Below are 18,242 nucleotides of genomic sequence, written 5' to 3'. Positions count from 1 at the left end.
CCGACTGTCCGGCCAAACGAGATTACAGGAGCCAGATATGCAGACCTACCAGCCTTCCCTCGTCGCCCGGAACGATACCCTGTTGGGCGTCTGCGAAGCGATCGGTGAGGATCTGGGCGTCAACCCCACATGGCTGCGGGTGGCCTTCGCGACTCTGGTCTTCTTCAATCTGACGGCTGCGGTCGCGCTTTATCTCGCCGCGGGCGCAATCGTGCTGGCGAGCCGGCTCCTCTTTAAGGCGCCGCGCAAGCTTGCCGTCCCGCAGCCCGTATCGACTGTATCGGCATCTGAGTCGGTCGATGCCGAGAATGACGACATGCTCCCCGTCGCAGTCGCGGCCTGACCTTCCGGTCCGTCGCGACGCCTCATCCGGGCGCCGACGGTTCCACACAGCCTGCTCCCGCGCTCTGATGCGTCCAGGGTGCAGGCTGTCGTAGGCAGGGAGCCTCAGTGTAGGCGCATGCTTCCCTGCCCGTCCTCGCCGCGACGGAAGAACTGCATGAGTTGGATGGTCATTTCCGAGCGCTGAGAGAGGCCTTCCGCCTCGAGCAGGCCCTGCTTCGAAGCGGTGTCGAACGGCGCGATCTGGGCAATGGCGTTGACCAGCGTCTCATCGTCCAGCGTGGCAACGGCATCCCATTCCACGGCATAGCCGAGAGCGTCCGCGAAGGTCCGGGCCTCCTCTTCGAGCGCTGCACGTTCGCTGGGCGCCAGGAATTGGGGCTCCGCTTCCTCTTCATCCAGCAGTTCGGCCTCGACTTGCCGGAACAGGGTGGTCACGTCGAGCTCGCGCGCGACGCGGAACCGCGTCTCTCCCGTCAGAATGATGTTGAAGCGCCCGTCCTCCAGCGCTTCAACCTCGGCAATGCGCCCGACGCAGCCAACGGAATAAAGCGGCGCAGGCTCGCCCGGGCCGCTCGGCTGGATCATGCCGATCCGGCGGTCTCGCGCCATGGCCTCCATCACCATCGCACGATAGCGCGGCTCGAAAATGTGCAGGGGCAGATGCATGCGCGGGAACAGGATCGCGCCACCCAAAGGGAAGATCGCCAGGCGCCGTCCCACGATATGGCTTACGCGAAGAGGATGGCGGACAAGCGGCGCCGCTGGGCAGCGACCCAGGGATCCTCAAGACCCACCACCTCGAAGAGCTGGAGAAGCTGCGCGCGGGCCTTCCCATCCTCCCAGGACCGATCCTTCTCGATGCTCCGGAGCAGGGCATCCGCTGCCGCATCGCGATCGCCATTGGCCATATAGGCGGAGGACAGCTCGAACAGGGCTTCATGATCGTCCGGGTTCGCCTCGAGCCGGGCCTGGAGGGGCGCAACGTCGATGCCCGGCTTGGCGGACCGGGCAAGCGCGATCGCCGACCGGCCACGCTCGATGGCGGCCTCTTTCGATAGCTCGGGCGGGAGCGAGGTGATGAGCGCCTCGGCCTCGTCGGCAAGGCCCAGCGCCGCCATCGCACGGATCTGGCCGCCAACAGCCTCCGCGCTTTCCGGTGCCATCTCGCTGATCTGCGCGAAGATGGCGAGGGCACGCTCCGCGTCGCCTGCGTTCAGCACTTCTTCGCCCATGGCAAGCAACGGCTCGAGATCCTGCGCGCGCTGCCCGGCTTCGCTCTCGATCGGCAACTGGGCGAGGATCTGGTCCAGCATCTGGCGATACTGGCTTTCCGTCCGGGCCTGAGTGAGATCGGCCACCGGCTGCCCCTGGAAGACGGCATAGACCGTGGGGATCGACTGGACCCGGAACTGGCTGGCGATGAAGCGGTTCTCGTCGACATTGATCTTGACCAGCAGGACGCCGCGATCAGCATATTCGGCCGCGATCTTCTCGATCACCGGCGAGAGCTGCTTGCAGGGGCCGCACCATTCCGCCCAGAAATCGACGAGCACGAGCTTGGTCTGCGACGGCTCGACGACGTCGCGGCGGAAGTCCGCAACGGCTTGCTTGTCTTGCTCGCTCAACCCGAGAGTGGCCACGTTCCTGTCTCCTGCTGCGCCCGTTTGACTGGGCCCATATGGGGTGGAACGCGCCTCCTTCGCAAGGGCGCGGCGAATTCTTTGAGGAGATGAAAAAGGGGCTTGCCGCCCTCGGGAGGCGGTGCTAGGTGCGCCGCTCACCCGACCGGGGGCAACTCTCCGGTCCGCCAGAGCGGGCGTAGCTCAGGGGTAGAGCACAACCTTGCCAAGGTTGGGGTCGAGGGTTCGAATCCCTTCGCCCGCTCCAGTTTTCCAAGAAAAATCAATTGCCTATGCGATCGCCCTCAGGGGCGAGTTCGTCTCGGAATTTATTGGTGTCCACCTGGTGTCCACCAATCTGGAGCCGTGGACACCTATCGTAGCTCCCATTCCTTCGTTTCAGCTTCAGCAGCCGAAATCGTTTCTATGAGAATCGACGTGCTGGAGGGGAAAGCCTTCCCCTGACCGGGAGCCTGTAAGTCTCCCGCTACCCCTTCTGCGGGGATACCCCGCAACGCCCCGGTCGGCGCCTTCGCGCCGATGCGTAAATCCGCGATAGCGGATTTGCAGCTTCCTTGAGATTTCGGAGATCGGGCCAGGGCATTCGCCGGCCCAATCGCGTCTGTTGTGTCTCTCCCCGTCGATGGGGTGGGCGCCGCTTCCCTTTAGGCCCGCCGCGCCGGGGCGCAACGCGCGCAAGGCGCGCTTACCTCCTCTGCGTTCCAGCCCTCCGGGTGCGCCCCGGCTATGCCGGCGGGCCTGCCGGTCGCTTCTTCGCCGCCCACCCCATTCCGGGGTGAGTGCGGTTTGAAGGAGAAAAGCGATGAACGCTGTTACCGAAATGACCGCTGCCGAGCCTGTGTCGGGCATAGAAATCTTCGTGCCGCTGAACAAGCTCAAGAAGTCCCCCAAGAACGCTCGCAAGGTGCCGCATGGCGAAGCCGCCATCGAGGCGTTGGCCGCTTCCATAGCGCACAAGGGCCTTATCCAGAATCTCGTGATCGAGCCGGAGATGAAGGGCGACAAGCCGACTGGTGCTTATCTCGTCAGCGCTGGCGAAGGCCGCAGGCTGGCCTATCTGTTGCGCGCCAAGCGCAAGCAGATCAGGAAGAACCACCCGGTTCGCTGCCGCCTCGACACCGAGAATGATGCGTCCGAGATCAGTCTGGACGAGAATGTCACCCGGACCCCGATGCACCCCGCAGACCAGTTCGAGCGGTTCCATGAGCTGTCCGAGGCCAAAGGATGGGGCGCGGAGGAAATCGGTGCGCGGTTCGGCGTGTCCGGTAATGTGGTGAAGCAGCGGCTACGGCTTGGTAGCGTCAGCCCGAAGCTGTTGGAGGTCTATCGCGAGGACGGCTTGACCTTGGATCAGTTGATGGCCTTTGCCATTACCGAGGACCATGCTCGACAGGAGCAGGTTTTCGAGAACCTGCATCATAATCGCGAGCCGTGGATCATCCGCCGCGACATGACCGCTGGTAACGTGCCCGCAGATAGCCGCTGTGCGGTGTTCGTGGGGGCCGATGCCTATCTTGAAGCGGGCGGCAACATCATCCGCGACCTGTTCACCGACGACCAAGGCGGTTTCTTCGAGGATGCGGGTTTGCTCGATATGCTCGCGACCGAGAAGCTGCGCGAGATCGCGGGTGAGGTGTTGGCCGAGGGCTGGAAATGGACCGAGGCCCATATTGACTACCCTCATTCGCATGGGATGCGGCGCTTCTACCCGGAGCCGGTCGAACTGTCCGACGAAGACGAGGCCCGGTTGGATACGCTGTCCACCGAGCATGACGAGCTTGCCGAAGGCTATTCGTCCTATGACGAAATGCCCGAGGATGTGGCGGCGAAGCTGGAAGCGGTGTCCGACGAGATCGACACGATTTCGGCCAAGCGCCATGCCTATGACGCCAATGTCATTGCGCATGGCGGGGCGTTCGTCGTGCTGCGCCACGACGGCACGGTGAGGATCGAGCGCGGTTTCGTCCGCCCCGAGGACGAGGCGCTTGCCGATCCGCAGCCCGAAGACGAGGCCGACATGATCGAGCCGAACGCCGTGGCGAATGAGCAGGATGACGATGCCGAGGAAGACGCGGAGGAAATCGAGGACGAGGAAGCGGGCAAGCCCATTTCCGACAGTCTCATTCGCGACCTATCCGCCCACCGGACGCTTGCCCTTCGCGTGGCGCTTGGCGAGCAGCCCGATATGGCGTTGATCGCGTTGACCCACACGCTGACCGCGCAACTGTTCTACAGCTATGCGGAAGCCGGTTGCCTTGAAGTCCGTCCGACCGTGACGCCGCTAGGCAGTCATGCGCCGGGGATCGAGGATACCCCGCTGGCAGCGCGGGCGAACGAGGCGCATGAGGCGTGGGCCGAGCGGATGCCGCGCGACGTGGCCGACTTGTGGGGCTTCATCGTCGCACTGGACGATGGGGAGCGGCTGGCGCTGCTGGCGCATTGCGTGTCCTGCACCGTCAACGCCCTGCGCCTTCCGTGGGATCGCAAGCCCCGGACGCTGAAAACGGCGGACAGGCTCGCGACGGCGTTGCGGCTCGACATGGCGAAGGACTGGACGCCGACCGTGGGCAGCTATCTTGGCCGTATCACCAAGGCGCATATCCTCGAAGCCGTGGTCGATGGCGTGTCGGAAGATGCGGCCCGCCGTATCGCGGACAAGAAGAAGCCGGAAATGGCGGACGCCGCCGAGCAGCTTCTAGCCGGGATGGGCTGGCTTCCCACTGCGCTGCGGACGCCGGAACCGGAAGCCGAACCCGTCGAGGCGGAGGACGCAGAAGGGACCGCGCAGCCGTCCGAAGCGGAGGCCCCCAATACCGAAGCGCAGGACGGCGAGGCCGTGGAGGTCGAAACGGTGGAGGATGAAGCCGCCTATTCGATTGCCGCTGAATAAGTGAAGGAGCCGGGGCCGCCTTGGCGGCTCCGGCTTCCCATTTGCCCGAGGCCAGAAAATTCGCGGCCGCGCCCGGTGTCGGGCGCGGCCGCTTTGTCATGGAGATGATCGCCGCTCGCCGGGCACAGCCCGGCTCGCAGATTCAGGAGTCCTCGTTCAACAGGGTCTCGAAATCGCGACCGCCGTAGAAAATCCCGACGATGACGACTGCGGTGGCCTCGACCGCAAACGCGATCGTCACCCGCCGCCGCCACGCGATTGTCCGCAGACCGGGCCGCAGATCGTCGCGCATCGTGCCGCGACGAGGATAGTCGGTCAGCTTGTCGATATGATCGAGGATACCATCGGTGAAACGCTGCGCGACGTCTGGGGACGCGGCGGTGGCGATATAATCATAGATGGCATCGAGATGATCACGCGCTTCCGGTGTGAGGGCAATCGCGTATTTCACGTTCAGCCGCGTTTGGCGGTTCGCTCGTGGCGCTTTGCAAGGCCAGCGCGCACATCGTCGAGCGGAATGCCCCGAGACGGATCGGCCTGATAGGCGTCATAAGCGGGAACGACCTCGTTGCGCAGCCATTGTTCGACGGCCCGGTCTCGTGCCTGGAGCGCGCGCAGTCCGTCGCGGATCACTTCGCTTTCACTGGCATATTCGCCCGACGCGACCTTGGCGCGGACCTGCGCCGCCATATCGTTCGGCAGGGTTACGCTGAACTGCTGAGTTGTTCGCATGGATACGTCACTCCTTATGGATATGATTTAATCCTACTCGCGATGGTATTCAAGGCTGTGCACGCCCCGCAACCATGGTGCGAGGTCGACAACAATGAGACCCCGCTGGCGACTGACTATGCCTCCAACCATCCTGATTTCTCCGTGATCTTGCGGCAACGCCGCCACACGGCCTTTCGAAAGGCTGATCTGGCCGAAACCCGCCGTCTTCCCGCAACAGCGGCGGGCGGCTTTTTCCCGCCGCCGGGCAAGCCGGCTTTGCATCGCGAAACAAAAAAGCCGCCCGCCGCTGCCTGCCACTTCGTTCCGCCCTTCGGGTGCGGGCCGGTCGGCTCCCGTCCTCTCGACAGCCATCGAGGCCGCGATGGGCGCGGTCCTGAGGCAAGAAGGGAAGACATCATGATCTGCGGCAACTTCACCCCCACCGAACAGGGCTTCACCGGCGAAATCCGCTTCTTCGGCCAGCGCGGCGAACAGGTCGCGCTCCTTCCGATCGAGGGCCAGGACAATGAGAAGGCCCCGAACTTCCGCATCGTTGCGGCCGACGACGAGCGGATCGAGTTCGGCGCCGCATGGCGGAAAAAGAGCAAGGAAGGCCGCGACTACATCTCGTTCAAGCTCAATCCGGTCATCGCTGCGCCGGTCTATCTCCGGCTTTTCCTGAACGAGACCACCGGCGGATACGAGCTGGTGGCGGACTGATCGGCTCCGCGCCTCGCCCCTCCGGGCGGGGCGCTCCCGTTTCGGCATGTGAAAGGATCTTCGCCATGCCCAACGGCATCGACCTAACAGCCGTGCCGATATTCCGGCTAATATCTGCTTTGGCGGGACTGGCCCAAAATCGAGTCCGCCATGCGGACGCATCTCCATGCGCCGCCAAAGCGGCGCGGGTTGCTAAGGGCTGGCCCTCGCGCGGGGCAAGGTAAGTGGAACCGTCCGGGGCGGTATCCCCAGCCTTCCGCGCTTCGCTTGTGCAGGCCGGGTGATTCCCCTCCGCCCCGGCCGCCCTTGCCCCTTGCTACCCCAGTCTCGCCGACGGGCAGGGTTTCAGCGCGGCGCTTCCCGCTGCGCGGAAACCCAAGCCAAGGAAGGTTAAGACCATGTATCACCAACTTGCCACCCGGTTCGGCCGCAACAGCCACCAGATCAGCGGGCGCGAGCCGCTCGACAACGAAGCGCTGTATCGCCACGTCCCGTCCATCTTCGCCCGCGAGGCGCACGACAGCCGTTCCGAGCGGTATGTTTATGTCCCCACGATCGACATTGTGGAGGGATTGCGCAGGGAAGGATGGTTTCCATTCTTCGCCGTCCAGTCCGTCCCCCGCGATGGTGGTCGCCACGGCCACGCCAAGCATATGCTGCGTCTGCGCCGGGACGAGGGCATCGGCAAGCCCGAGGCCGCCGAGGTCATCATCGTGAACAGCCACGATGGCACGTCCGCTTATCAGATGTTCGCGGGAATGCTTCGCTTCGTCTGCACCAACAGCATGATCGCGGGCGAGCGGTTCGAGGAGGTGCGGGTGCCGCACAAGGGCAATATCCAACACGACATAATCGAGGGTGTCTATACGGTTGCCGAGGACTTCCCCCGGCTGATCGACGCCAGCGAGTCCATGAAGGATGTTCGCCTTTCCGAAGATGAGCGCCGTTTGCTGGCCGAGGTTAGCCTAGTGGCGCGCTATGGTGAGGACGAAAGTCCGCTGCGCCCCGAGCAGATCATCGAACCGCGCCGCCGCGAGGATTCGGGCGACAGCCTGTGGACCACGTTCAACGTCATTCAGGAGAACGTCGTTCGAGGCGGCTTGCATGGCCACAGGCGCAATGCCGAAGGCCGTATCCGGCGCAGCCGTTCCCGTCCGATCAACGGTATCGACCAGAATGTGACTCTCAACCGCGCGCTCTGGACGCTGGCCGAAGGGATGCAACGCTTGAAGGCGGGATGACCGTCCGTCGCAGGGCTGGATTTCCAGCCCTGCGGTTCCCTTTTCCAATACCGCCGGGCACCGCCGATCCGGGGAACCGGACCGGCGGCGGCCGCGCGTCCCGCAGGTCCGCGCGGCCGCGCTCGCCGGGCTTGCGCCCGGCTCGCAATCGTACTCGGCCTTATACCAAGACGACTATAATAGTCGTTTTCATGGCGTATAGCCGTCGCCTCGTGAACGTGATCGTGCATGATCACTTCCCGCCAGGTGCGGGCCGCTCGTGCGCTTCTCGGTTGGACTCAGGAGATGCTTGCCGACGAAGCCCTTGTCGCGTTGACCGCGCTCAAACGTCTTGAATCCGTAAGCGATTTGCCAGTGCGCGAGGATACCCGCCATCAGGTCGTCAAGGCACTGGAGGCGGCCGGGATCGTCTTCCTCGATTCGGAACGTGGCGAAGGGGTCATGCTGGTGCGCGGTTCATCGGAGAAGTCGCACAGATAGCAGGCACGAAGGCCCGCTTTGTTATCCCTTATCTATGACCACACCATAGCAAAGATGGTGCGATTACGCCGGTCCATTATGGTGTATATCGTGGCGCCGGCTGGCGCCGGGTCGAAAAGCCGAAGCCGGAGCAAGGCGATGGCAATAACCGCATTCAACGATCAGGCTCCCGACGCGCCCTGCGTGACCGAATATGATGAGCGCCATCATCGCACCTATTGGCGGCTGCTCGATGCCGCCGCGGAAAAAGCCGATTGGTGCGAGGCGGTTCGCATCATCTTCGGGATCGATCCAGCCGCCGAGCCTGAGCGCGCGCGCCTGGTCTATGACTCCCATCTCGCCCGCGCCCGATGGATGACCGAGACCGGCTATCGTCACTACCTGCGTTCGTAACGGGTACAGAAGCGCGCATCACGTGCGAACAACCCGCTGAAATCGGCCCGGAAAGCTGACTTGAATCCCCTATGGACAGGCCCTGTCACCGGGCCTTCTCGGCAATTCGGCGGGTGAGAACATCCCCCTTCGCGCTCCGCAGAGAGCCATGCTTGGGAGGGTTCCGATGCCGCCTGAGAAGGATTGGCGTGCGCCTCCGGATGAAGCCGGGGACGACGCGCTGCAATATTCCGACATCGCGATCGGCTATCTGAGACGCAATGCACGCTACCGGACCGATTATGCTCGCGCGCTCGCCAAGGTGAAGCGCGGGGCCATAACCGCCGACGAGGCAACGGCGACATTGGTGCGACGCTGGGGGATCAGCTTTCACGCCGCTCCCTCATCCCCCTACGATCGCAAACTGACCGTCGCGCGCCCCGACCTCTCGCCGGACAACGTGGTTCTGGCGCCAGCCGTGCCCGGCACGGGCGCGGAACCGGCTTTCGATACTCGGACACTCGGCGCCGTTCGCGCCCGGATGAAGATCGGCGATCGTCTCCATCTCATCCTCGCCGACCGCAATGGCGACGAGCACCTATGGATATGCGGTCCGCCCAATCAGCCGATGGCAATCATGCTGCCGATCGGGTCCGATTCCCTTATCCGCCTCGCATCGGCGGAGCGGCTATATCGTCGCCTGAAAGGCATCGCGACCGGCCCGCCGGTGCTTCGCCCGCCACCGTTCCGCCGCAGCCACCTCCTTACCCTTCTGCAAGTGCTTGATGGTCATATTATGGGCGCGAGCCGCCGCGAACTGGCCGTCGCGCTGATCGACCGGAATGTTCGCGATTACAACGCCGCCGAATGGGCGGACTGCCGCGAACGCAAACGCATCAATCGCTGGATCACCGAAGCCGTTGAGCTGCGCGACGGCGGGTATGTCCGCCTGTTGCGCGGCGGCTGACGGGGACATTTCCGTCCCCTGCGGCGGTGTCCCTTCTCCGCGTGGGGGCCATTTCGCCACCATCACCTCCTGTCCGCTGGTCCCGCTTTTTGGGGCCAGCCGCCATCAGGAGGATCATCATGGGCGAGCCTGTCACCGCCGCAACGCCACACTATCTCAAGACGCCTGACGCGGCGATCCACCTCGGCCTGTCCGCCCGGACCCTCGAAAAGCATCGCTGCTTCGGCACCGGGCCAGTGTTCCGCAAGCTGGGCGGCCGCATCGTTTATGCGATCGACGATCTCGATGCCTGGGCGGCGATCGGCACGCGACGCTCCACCTCCGATCCCGGCAATGGCGTCGTCCACCCCGCCAAGCGCCTGCCGACCGATTGCGTGCGCCGCTGATCGACATGCGCGCCGCATCTTCTCTTTCCGGCCAATCCAGTGCCGAGCGGACACAGCTCGAACTGTTCCGTTCCGTGCCCGGCGACCTCGCGCCTCGCGACGCGCAGGATTTGATGGCCTGGCCGTTCTTCAGCCTCGCCAAGAGCAAGCGCATCGCCCCGATCGAGTTTCGCATGGGAGCGACATGGATCTCGGTCGAGGCCGTTCCCGAACATGGCATGGCGACCATTTGGGACGCCGATGTCCTCATCTGGGCGGCGAGCCAGCTTATCGAGGCGCGCGACGCCGGGCGACCGACCTCGCGCCTCATGGTGACGACGCCGCACGAGATACTGGCCTTCACCCGGCGCGGCACCGGCAAGGCGAGCTACGAGCGCCTGAAAGCCGCGCTCGACCGCTTGCAATCCACGACCGTCGCCACCTCGATCCGCCAGCAGCACCAACGGCGGCGCCATCGTTTCTCATGGATCAACGAATGGCGTGAACTGGCGGATGGCAATGGCCGCGCGTTCGGAATCGAGCTGATCCTGCCCGACTGGTTCTATGCCGGCGTGCTTGATCGCGCGCTGGTGCTGACCATTGACCGGGCCTATTTCGAGCTGACCGGCGGACTGGAGCGCTGGCTCTACCGCATCGTCCGCAAGCATGGCGGGCGGCAGGAAGGTGGCTGGAGCTTCGACGTTCCGCACCTCTATCTGAAATCCGGGGCGCTTTCGCCGCTCCGCCGCTTCGCGTTCGAGTTGCGCGCCATCGTCGCCCGCCAGTCGCTCCCCGGTTACGTCCTTAGGCTTGAACATGCGCTCGGCCGCGACCGGCTCAACTTCGTTCCAATCGCACCAGATCCGTTCGACGCCGGCATGCGCCGGGTCGGTCTCACGCCTGTGGAGAACTGGCCATGAGACTCGGACTATCGGGAACAGCCGGATTCGGACGATCAGGAACACCGGAGTCGGACTATCGGGAACGCGAACCCCTCGAAAACCCGCAGAAATCCGCGCGGAATCGGCCCCCTTCTAACTATGCTAATAGAAAAGAATCCTTCGGATTCTTGCTAACGCCGCGCGCGGCTGTGGACAGCGCCGTGCGCTCGGTCGCGCGCGCTCCTGAAAGCCGCACCGTCTCCGGAGAGCAATCGTGATGCCCGATCGGCCCAGCGGCCCTCGCGCTGGCGGTGCGCCCATTGCGTCCGCCCGCGACCGCCTCACCCATGTCGAATTGACCTGGATCGAGAAGAAGCTGGAGCACTGGATACGGTTCGGGCGGATCGCCGAGGATCGCATTCTGACCCGCCGAACGCGCGTCGCGGGTTTCCGCCCGGGCGCGATCTTTGCTTTCGTTCGGTGGGCCGCCAACGACTTCGGCACGATCAGCTCGCGCATCGACGTGGTGCGCGCGGTCGGCACGGGTGAAGCCTATACGACCTTGCCGTTCGTGCGACCGGGCGGCGACATCCTGCTCCATATCGAGAGCTGGCCGAAGGTCGCCCAGGTGCTCGCCGCGATCGATGCGGTGGAGGCGGCCGGCGTCGATCCCTGCGACGTTGCCCCCGATCACTGGCGCCACGTCCACAACCGCCTCACCGCCGGTCAACAATCCCGGCTCTACACGATGGAACGCCATCAAGCATGGCTTCGGCGCAAGGAAATCGAAGGATGACCCGCCGCCGCTATCTCGTGGCGACGGCCATCGCCGCACCGGCTTTCGCCATATCGTTCGTGGTCGTCGCCATCGCCGATCCGATCCCGCGCGTCGTCTGGAACGCGAGCGCCAGTGCGCCGATCGGTCTCTACCGCATCCACCCGGACAACGATCCGCCTGCCCGCGCGCTGGTTGCGATCACGCCGCCCGAGCGGTTGTCCCGATGGCTCGCAGCGCACGGATATCTGCCCGAGGGCGTGCCGCTCCTGAAGCATATCGCGGCAAAGGTCGGACAACGGGTTTGCCGTAGCGGTGCCGTGGTGAGCATCGACGGCCGGCCCGTCGTTCGCGCCCTCGCGCGCGATCGGCGGGGCCGTGCTCTGCCGGTCTGGCAGGGATGCCGCACCCTTCGGGCCGGCGAACTGCTGCTGCTCAATCCCGCCGTCCCCGACAGTCTGGACAGCCGCTATTTCGGCCCGCTGCCAGCGTCCGCCGTCATCGGACGGGCGACGCCGCTCTGGCTGCGCGCGCCGTCCCCATCACCTTCACCCCCCGAAGCTAAGGAGATCGGCCATGCCGACGAATATCTTTGAACCCACCGCCAACGGCTATGCCGGCAGCATTCGACTGTTCGGCATCAGCGAGGAAATCGCGCTCGTCGCGCTCGATCCAACCGACGCCGAAAACGCGCCCGATTATCGCGTCCATCTCGACGACGAAGACGGCCCCGAGGTCGGCGGCGCGTGGAAACGGATCGGTGAACGCGCCGGCAACTACATCGCGCTGGAGATCGACAGCCCGCTTTTCCCGGCAGCGTTCCGGCCAGTGCTGTTCCGCGCCGATGACGACGGGCGGACCTTCAAGCTGTCGTGGAAACGCCCCCGGCCCCGCGACGATCGGAGCTGATCGGTGCCTTCCCCGATCATCCCTTTGTTCGCGGAAAGACCGCATCATCCCTCCGTCCTGCTCGTTCGCAGGCCGGCCGGCGCGCGCAGCGAAGGTCAAGGGCGGCCTCTGGCCGGCGCATCGCGCGCACCCTTTACCGGAGCGAGCACGCTGGCAGGCTGGCGGCGGAGCGGGGGCGAGTCGGCCGCCATGCTCGCGGTTCTGCTGCTGCTCGCGCTGGGCGCTGCGCCCGTCGCCGCGCTGGCGCAGGACGCGCCCGCCGAGCGATCGGTCGCGCGCCATCCCTACGCCACCCATGTCGCCGCCGCGGCCTGGCGCTTCGGCATCCCCGAACACTGGATATGGGCGGTCATGCGCGTCGAGAGCAACGGCGATGTTCGCGCCGTCTCGCCGGCCGGGGCGATGGGCCTGATGCAGATCATGCCCGGCACCTGGGCGGGCCTCCGCGCGCGCCATCGCCTCGGGTCCAACCCGTTCGACATGCGCGACAACATCATGGCGGGCGCGGCCTATCTGCGCGCGATGCACGACCGCTACGGCAACGTGACGGCGATGTTGGCGGCCTATAATGCGGGGCCGGGCCGCTACGACGAATATCTGTCGCGCGGCCGTCCGCTGCCCGCCGAGACCCGCGCCTATCTTGCAAAGCTGGCGTCGATCACCGGAGGTTCGGACGACACTCGGCTTGCAACCGCGCCGCCGTCCGATCCCTTCGCCTGGCGTCGCGCCGCACTGTTCGCCGTGCGGCCGGGCGCGCTGTCGCCTGCGCCGCCGTCCGCCGATCGCACGGCATCCGAGGTGCCGCCGGAACGACTGGCCGACGACCGCGCCGAGCTTGTCATGGCCGATGCCGCGCCGCCCTCCAACGGCCTGTTCGTCCCGCTTTCCGGGCGACCTCCGCCGTGAGCGGCTCCCGCGCTCTCTGGCGGGTTTCGGCGCAGGCTTTCGCAGCGCCGGAAGGGAGCAGGGCTGTCTTTCTGAAGGGGGAAGGTCGAGGGCAAGATAAAGGGCGGCAATGTGCGAAGCCCATGCGCCCCGGTCGTGGCCTTGATTCTCAAGGCTTTCGGGCATTGCTGCGCAATGTGTGCGGAAATCCCGCACTGTGTGGAGCTGGGCGAACGCCAGCAGCCGTAAGGGTTTTCCGCACATTGCGGCCTGTCGCGGCATGACCCGCGACGACGATTCCCGCCTCCGGCCAGGCCGCATCCGCTCGCGCGGCGGTCAGCGGGCGCTGCCGATCATCGCCCAGGCGCTCGCCGCCGCGCAGAGGGCCGGCGGCCATGTCTCGCGGCGAGGCCAGATCGTCGCGCCGGGCCGCTCCACCTTCGGCCGGGGCCGAGTGGCAAGCGTCCGCGCGACCCAACGGCTCGGCCACCGATCGCGCCAGGTCATCGTCAAGGCGCGCGTGGTTCGGCATGGCGGCCGGGCTTCCCTCGCGGCCCACCTCAACTACCTGCAACGCGATGGCGTCACCCGCGACGGTGAGAAGGGCGTGCTGTTCGGCGCCGAGGCCGAGGGTCTCGACCGCAATGAGTTCGCCGCGCGCTGCGAGGACGATCGGCATCATTTCCGGTTCATCGTCTCGCCCGAGGATGCCGAGCAGATGCGCGACCTCAAAGGCTTCACCCGCGAGTTGATGACGCGCATGGAAAAGGATCTTGGCACCCGCCTGGACTGGCGGGCCGTCGAGCACTGGAACACCGACAACCCACACGTCCACATCATCGTGCGCGGCGTCGGCGAGGACGGGCAGAACCTCGTCATCTCGCGCGACTATATCCGCGAAGGGATGCGGGCGCAGGCGCGTGAGATCGTTACCCACGAACTCGGCCCGCGCACCGACCTCGAAATCCGGCAATCGCTGGAGCGGCAGGTCGAGACCGAGCGCTGGACCGAGATCGACCGCGACCTGTCGCGGACCATGCAACGCGATGGGATGATCGACATGGCGCCCGAGCCCGGCGTGCGGCCCGACGGCGACCATGTGCTGAGGATGGGGCGGCTGCGCAAGCTCGAAGGGCTCGGCCTCGCCAGCGAGATCGCGCCAGGCCAATGGACGCTGGCGGGCGACGCGCAGGCGGCGCTGCGCGAGCTGGGCGAACGCGACAACATCATCAAGCGGATGCACAAGGCGATGACCGATCGCGGCATCGACCGGGGCGCCGCCAGCTATGCGCTCGAACCCGATCCCGCCCAGCCCGTCATCGGCCGGCTGGTCGACCGCGGCTTGCACGACGAGCTGACCGGCAAAGCCTATGCGATCGTGGACGGGATCGACGGCCGCACCCACCACGTCCAGCTTCCCGACATCGAGGCGACCGGCGATTGCAGGCCCGGTGCAATCGTCGAGTTGCGCCGCTTCGAGGATCGCAAGGGCCGCCAGCGGGTGGCGCTCGCCGTGCGCTCCGACATGGACCTGTCCGCGCAGGTCCGCGCGCCGGGAGCCACCTGGCTCGACCGCCGCAACCTGTCGAGCGATGGCCGCGATCTGGGCGGCGGCTTCGGGACGGAGGTGCGCGCGGCGATGGAAGCGCGCGCCGAGCATCTCGCCGACGAGGGGCTGGCGCGGCGGCAGGGCCAGCGGATCATCTTCGCGCGCAATCTCCTCGACACGCTCCGCCGCCGCGAGCTGGATGCGACTGCCAAGGACTTGTCGGCCGAGATCGGCCTGCCGCACGCGCCGTCCAAGGCCGGGGAGTATGTCGCGGGCACGGTGCGCCAGCGCGTCACGCTCGCTTCGGGGCGCTTCGCGATGATCGACAACGGCCTGAGCTTCCAGCTCGTGCCCTGGTCTCCCTCGCTCGACCGCCAGATCGGCAAGCACATCTCCGGCGTCATGCGCGCGGGCGGGGGCGTCGATTGGTCGTTCGGGCGTGGCCGGGGGCTGAGCCTGTAGGACGGATCACAGAGATTCGGGAAGTGGTCCGGCTATCACGCGAATATCCGCCCAATAACGTCGATCACCCTGAGAATATAATAAGCCAAACTACGCTACTCCCTGTCTTTCTACGCTAGAGTTTCATTCATAATAACAGTGACTTGATTTAGTATCCTGCACGCATCGACTTCGATGCCATGTCGGCAACCAAAATCCTTTGGGGTCAGGTCTTCGCGGTCTTCCTGATCGTGCTCGCCGCCGTGTGGGCCGCGACGCAATGGACGGCCGCGGCGCTCGCCTATCAGCCCGAGCTTGGGGCACCCTGGTTCATGCTCGGCGACTGGCCGATCTATCCGCCGCCGGCCTTCTTCTGGTGGTGGTTCTCCTTCGACGCCTATGCGCCGGAAATATTCGAGACGGGCGCGTTCATCGCCGTGTCGGGCGGGTTCGCCGCGATCGTCGTCGCCATCGGCATGTCGGTATGGCGCGCACGCGAGCTGAAGAACGCCGAGACCTACGGCTCGGCGCGCTGGGCGACGCGCGGGGAGATCGCCGCCGCTGGGCTGCTGGGCGACAGCGGCGTCATGCTCGGCCGGCTCGGGCGCGACTACCTGCGCCATGACGGCCCCGAGCATGTGCTGTGCTTCGCGCCGACCCGGAGCGGCAAGGGCGTCGGCCTGGTCGTGCCGACGCTGCTCACCTGGCCGGGCTCGGCCATCGTGCATGACATCAAAGGCGAGAATTGGCAGCTCACCGCCGGCTTTCGCGCCCGGCACGCGCGGGTGCTGCTGTTTGATCCGACCAATGGCGCGTCGGCCGCCTACAATCCGCTGCTCGAAATCCGAAAGGGCGCTTGGGAAGTGCGCGACGTGCAGAACGTCGCCGACGTGCTGGTGGACCCGGAAGGTTCGCTGGAGAAGCGCAACCACTGGGAAAAGACCTCCCATGCCCTGCTGGTCGGCACGATCCTCCATGTCCTCTACGCCGAGGCCGACAAGACGCTGGCGGGCGTAGCCGCCTTCCTGTCCGACCCCCGCCGCCCGATCGAAAGCACCCTATGGGCGATGATGACGACGCCGCATCTGGGCGAGGCGGGCGTGCATCCCGTCGTCGCCTCAGCCGCGCGCGAGCTGCTGAACAAATCGGCCAACGAGCGATCGGGCGTGCTCTCGACCGCCATGTCGTTCCTCGGCCTCTATCGCGATCCCGTCGTCGCCCAGGTTACGCGCACCTGCGAGTGGCGCATAAAGGATCTGGTCGAGGGCGAGCTGCCGGTGACGCTCTACCTCGTCGTGCCGCCCAGCGACATCTCGCGCACCAAGCCGCTCATTCGCCTCATCCTCAACCAGATCGGCCGTCGGCTCACCGAAGACCTGAAGGCGAGGCAGTCGCGCCACCGGCTGCTCCTGATGCTCGATGAGTTTCCGGCGCTCGGCAGATTGGATTTCTTTGAATCCGCGCTGGCGTTCATGGCCGGCTACGGCATCCAGAGCTTCCTAATCGCCCAGAGCCTCAATCAGATCGAGAAGGCTTACGGGCAGAACAACGCGATTCTCGACAATTGCCATGTGCGCGTGTCGTTCGCGACCAACGACGAGCGCACCGCCAAACGCATATCGGACGCGCTCGGCACCGCGACCGAGATGCGGGCGATGAAGAACTACGCCGGCCACCGGCTCTCGCCCTGGCTCGGGCATCTGATGGTCTCGCGCTCCGAGACGGCCCGGCAACTCCTCACACCTGGCGAAATCATGCAGCTCCCGCCCGACGACGAAATCGTCATGGTCGCGGGCATCCCGCCGATCCGGGCGAAGAAGGTCCGCTACTTCAAGGACCGGTGGTTCGCGCAACGGGTGATGTCGCCGCCGGACATGAATGTCGGAGGCGGCCCGCCGCGCCCCGACGACTGGAGCGGCCTGCCGCCGATCGAGGCACCGCCGATGCCCGAGCCGATCGAGCATGACGCGCCGAAGAAGCCGAAGAAGAAAAAGGCCGCCAGGAAGGTGGACGCGCAGGACGATGCCGCCAATGCGGACCTGCGCCGCGAGCCGGCGCTGGAGCGCCATGTCGACATCGCGCCCACGTCCAGGCCCGCGCCCGCCAATGAGTTCGAGCTGGACGAGCCCGACCCCGATAGCGACGCGGCACGGCAGGCGACGGTGCGCCGCCAGATGCAGCGCGTGGCCCGGCAGGCATCGCTCGATCCCGACGACGGCATCGAGCTATGACGACCAAGACGCCTCTGTCGGTCTATCTCGACCCCGAGCTGATGCGCGCGCTCGCCGCCTATGCCGACCGGAGGGACAAGTCGCGCTCGCTGATCGCCGAGGCGGCCATCGCATCCTTCCTGTCGCCCGACGCCGATGAGCAGCGCGAGGCCGCCATCGCCAAGCGGCTCGACAAGCTGGACCGGCGCATGAACCGAATGGAGCGCGATGTCGGCATCGGCGTCGAGATGATCGCGCTGTTTGTGCGCTTCTGGCTGTCGAATACTCCCCCGCCGCCCGAAGCGGAGCGCCCCGCCATGCGCCTACAGGGCGGAGATCGCTACGACACCTTCATCGAGGCACTGGGGCGCCGACTCGCGAAGGGGCCGACAGTCGCGCAGGAAATCAGCGACGACGTGGAGGCGGGCGCCAAGCGGGAATAACCGCATGTATTGCCTGCGGCTCTGGCTTTACTCACATAAAATTATGTGATATGCTACATTAAACTATGTAGCGGTACGCTTGGCATGCTCTATACGGAGTTCTTGGAAGAGCTTAGCAAGGCCGGATTGAGCGTCAGGGCGTTCGCGGAACTCATCGGAATGAACCCTAACTCCATCTCGAACTATGCCCGTACCGGTGAATTGCCCACGCACCTGGCGTTCATCGCTGTCCTGATGGCAGAGATTAGCGAGCGGGGCGGCGATTATCGGGCCGCGATGTCCAAGGTCCAGCTTTCTCCGAAGAAGCCGCGCGGCGGCGCCCGTCGCGGCCATTTCGGGGGTGACAAGCAGACCAACCTGGATCTGGACATATGATGGCCGGGCCTGAGGCAGTAGGCGTCGCGGCCGTGCATCT

21 protein-coding genes and 1 tRNA gene are annotated in these 18,242 nt (G+C 65.6%); 18 read left to right on the top strand and 4 right to left on the bottom strand.

What is annotated here, in order from left to right; genetic code table 11:
* The first annotated feature begins 37 nt into the window (after positions 1-37).
* Complete coding sequence (locus tag SLG_RS15165; RefSeq protein ID WP_014077376.1) at positions 38-343, top strand: PspC domain-containing protein; 306 nt, start codon at positions 38-40, stop codon at positions 341-343.
* A 104-nt stretch (positions 344-447) separates the two neighbouring features.
* Here SLG_RS15165 and SLG_RS15160 read toward each other — a convergent pair whose 3' ends face one another.
* Positions 448-1,068 (bottom strand): LON peptidase substrate-binding domain-containing protein, encoded by a 621-nt coding sequence (locus tag SLG_RS15160; protein WP_148276616.1) that lies wholly within the window; start codon positions 1,066-1,068, stop codon positions 448-450.
* A 5-nt stretch (positions 1,069-1,073) separates the two neighbouring features.
* Positions 1,074-1,985, bottom strand: a complete 912-nt coding sequence (locus SLG_RS15155; protein WP_014077374.1) for a tetratricopeptide repeat protein — start codon at positions 1,983-1,985, stop codon at positions 1,074-1,076.
* 172 nt (positions 1,986-2,157) lie between these two features.
* On the opposite strand from SLG_RS15155, the gene SLG_RS15150 reads away from it, so the two are divergent.
* Together SLG_RS15150 and SLG_RS15145 are read left to right on the top strand one after the other, a co-directional pair.
* Positions 2,158-2,232: transfer RNA gene (locus tag SLG_RS15150), tRNA-Gly, on the top strand.
* Positions 2,233-2,787: 555 nt separating this feature from the next.
* Positions 2,788-4,875, top strand: coding sequence for a ParB/RepB/Spo0J family partition protein (locus SLG_RS15145; RefSeq protein WP_014077373.1), 2,088 nt, complete (start codon positions 2,788-2,790; stop codon positions 4,873-4,875).
* Positions 4,876-5,017: 142 nt separating this feature from the next.
* Here the strand turns inward: SLG_RS15145 and SLG_RS15140 are convergent, their stop codons facing one another.
* Entirely contained in the window at positions 5,018-5,326 is a 309-nt protein-coding gene (locus SLG_RS15140; protein WP_014077372.1) for a type II toxin-antitoxin system RelE/ParE family toxin, read from the bottom strand.
* Positions 5,327-5,328: 2 nt separating this feature from the next.
* Positions 5,329-5,607 carry a type II toxin-antitoxin system ParD family antitoxin gene (locus SLG_RS15135; protein WP_041392091.1) on the bottom strand — a complete coding sequence of 93 codons (279 nt, stop codon included), beginning with the start codon at positions 5,605-5,607 and terminating at the stop codon, positions 5,329-5,331.
* Between the two features lie 150 nt (positions 5,608-5,757).
* Between SLG_RS15135 and SLG_RS22255 the strand changes: the two genes are divergently transcribed.
* From SLG_RS22255 to SLG_RS15060, 15 genes are all read left to right on the top strand, one after another.
* A complete protein-coding gene (locus SLG_RS22255; RefSeq protein WP_231848689.1) occupies positions 5,758-6,309 on the top strand; it encodes a DUF736 domain-containing protein in 552 nt (183 codons plus the stop codon).
* A 398-nt stretch (positions 6,310-6,707) separates the two neighbouring features.
* Positions 6,708-7,550: a DUF932 domain-containing protein gene (locus SLG_RS15125; RefSeq protein ID WP_014077368.1), complete on the top strand. Its 843-nt coding sequence runs from the start codon at positions 6,708-6,710 to the stop codon at positions 7,548-7,550.
* Between the two features lie 228 nt (positions 7,551-7,778).
* Positions 7,779-8,030: a transcriptional regulator gene (locus SLG_RS15120; RefSeq protein ID WP_014077367.1), complete on the top strand. Its 252-nt coding sequence runs from the start codon at positions 7,779-7,781 to the stop codon at positions 8,028-8,030.
* Positions 8,031-8,168: 138 nt separating this feature from the next.
* Positions 8,169-8,423 (top strand): hypothetical protein, encoded by a 255-nt coding sequence (locus SLG_RS15115; RefSeq protein WP_041393472.1) that lies wholly within the window; start codon positions 8,169-8,171, stop codon positions 8,421-8,423.
* A 166-nt stretch (positions 8,424-8,589) separates the two neighbouring features.
* Complete coding sequence (locus SLG_RS15110) at positions 8,590-9,369, top strand: DUF2285 domain-containing protein (protein ID WP_041392089.1); 780 nt, start codon at positions 8,590-8,592, stop codon at positions 9,367-9,369.
* Positions 9,370-9,488: 119 nt separating this feature from the next.
* Positions 9,489-9,755: a helix-turn-helix transcriptional regulator gene (locus SLG_RS15105; RefSeq protein ID WP_014077364.1), complete on the top strand. Its 267-nt coding sequence runs from the start codon at positions 9,489-9,491 to the stop codon at positions 9,753-9,755.
* A gap of 5 nt (positions 9,756-9,760) precedes the next feature.
* Positions 9,761-10,654 (top strand): replication initiator protein A, encoded by an 894-nt coding sequence (locus tag SLG_RS15100; RefSeq protein WP_014077363.1) that lies wholly within the window; start codon positions 9,761-9,763, stop codon positions 10,652-10,654.
* A 235-nt stretch (positions 10,655-10,889) separates the two neighbouring features.
* Positions 10,890-11,411, top strand: coding sequence for a DUF2840 domain-containing protein (locus SLG_RS15095; protein ID WP_041392088.1), 522 nt, complete (start codon positions 10,890-10,892; stop codon positions 11,409-11,411).
* Complete coding sequence (locus SLG_RS15090) at positions 11,408-11,986, top strand: S26 family signal peptidase (protein WP_014077361.1); 579 nt, start codon at positions 11,408-11,410, stop codon at positions 11,984-11,986. The genes SLG_RS15095 and SLG_RS15090 overlap by 4 nt, the downstream gene beginning before the upstream one ends.
* A complete protein-coding gene (locus tag SLG_RS15085; RefSeq protein WP_014077360.1) occupies positions 11,967-12,299 on the top strand; it encodes a DUF736 domain-containing protein in 333 nt (110 codons plus the stop codon). The genes SLG_RS15090 and SLG_RS15085 overlap by 20 nt, the downstream gene beginning before the upstream one ends.
* Positions 12,300-12,488: 189 nt before the next feature.
* Positions 12,489-13,205, top strand: a complete 717-nt coding sequence (locus tag SLG_RS15080; protein ID WP_231848688.1) for a lytic transglycosylase domain-containing protein — start codon at positions 12,489-12,491, stop codon at positions 13,203-13,205.
* Between the two features lie 259 nt (positions 13,206-13,464).
* Positions 13,465-15,195 carry a relaxase/mobilization nuclease domain-containing protein gene (locus SLG_RS15075; protein ID WP_041392086.1) on the top strand — a complete coding sequence of 577 codons (1,731 nt, stop codon included), beginning with the start codon at positions 13,465-13,467 and terminating at the stop codon, positions 15,193-15,195.
* Between the two features lie 179 nt (positions 15,196-15,374).
* On the top strand, positions 15,375-17,405 hold the full coding sequence (locus SLG_RS15070; protein WP_014077357.1) for a conjugal transfer protein TraG: 2,031 nt from the start codon (positions 15,375-15,377) through the stop codon (positions 17,403-17,405).
* Positions 17,402-17,827 carry a CopG family ribbon-helix-helix protein gene (locus SLG_RS15065; protein WP_014077356.1) on the top strand — a complete coding sequence of 142 codons (426 nt, stop codon included), beginning with the start codon at positions 17,402-17,404 and terminating at the stop codon, positions 17,825-17,827. The genes SLG_RS15070 and SLG_RS15065 overlap by 4 nt, the downstream gene beginning before the upstream one ends.
* An 84-nt stretch (positions 17,828-17,911) precedes the next feature.
* The gene (locus SLG_RS15060; RefSeq protein ID WP_014077355.1) at positions 17,912-18,202 is read left to right on the top strand and encodes a DNA-binding protein; all 291 of its coding nucleotides are present in this window, start codon (positions 17,912-17,914) and stop codon (positions 18,200-18,202) included.
* The last annotated feature ends 40 nt before the right edge of the window (positions 18,203-18,242 follow it).

It is taken from the genome of Sphingobium sp. SYK-6 (assembly GCF_000283515.1).
GTDB lineage: Bacteria > Pseudomonadota > Alphaproteobacteria > Sphingomonadales > Sphingomonadaceae > Sphingobium > Sphingobium lignivorans.
This window is presented reverse-complemented; position numbering and strand designations above follow the sequence as displayed.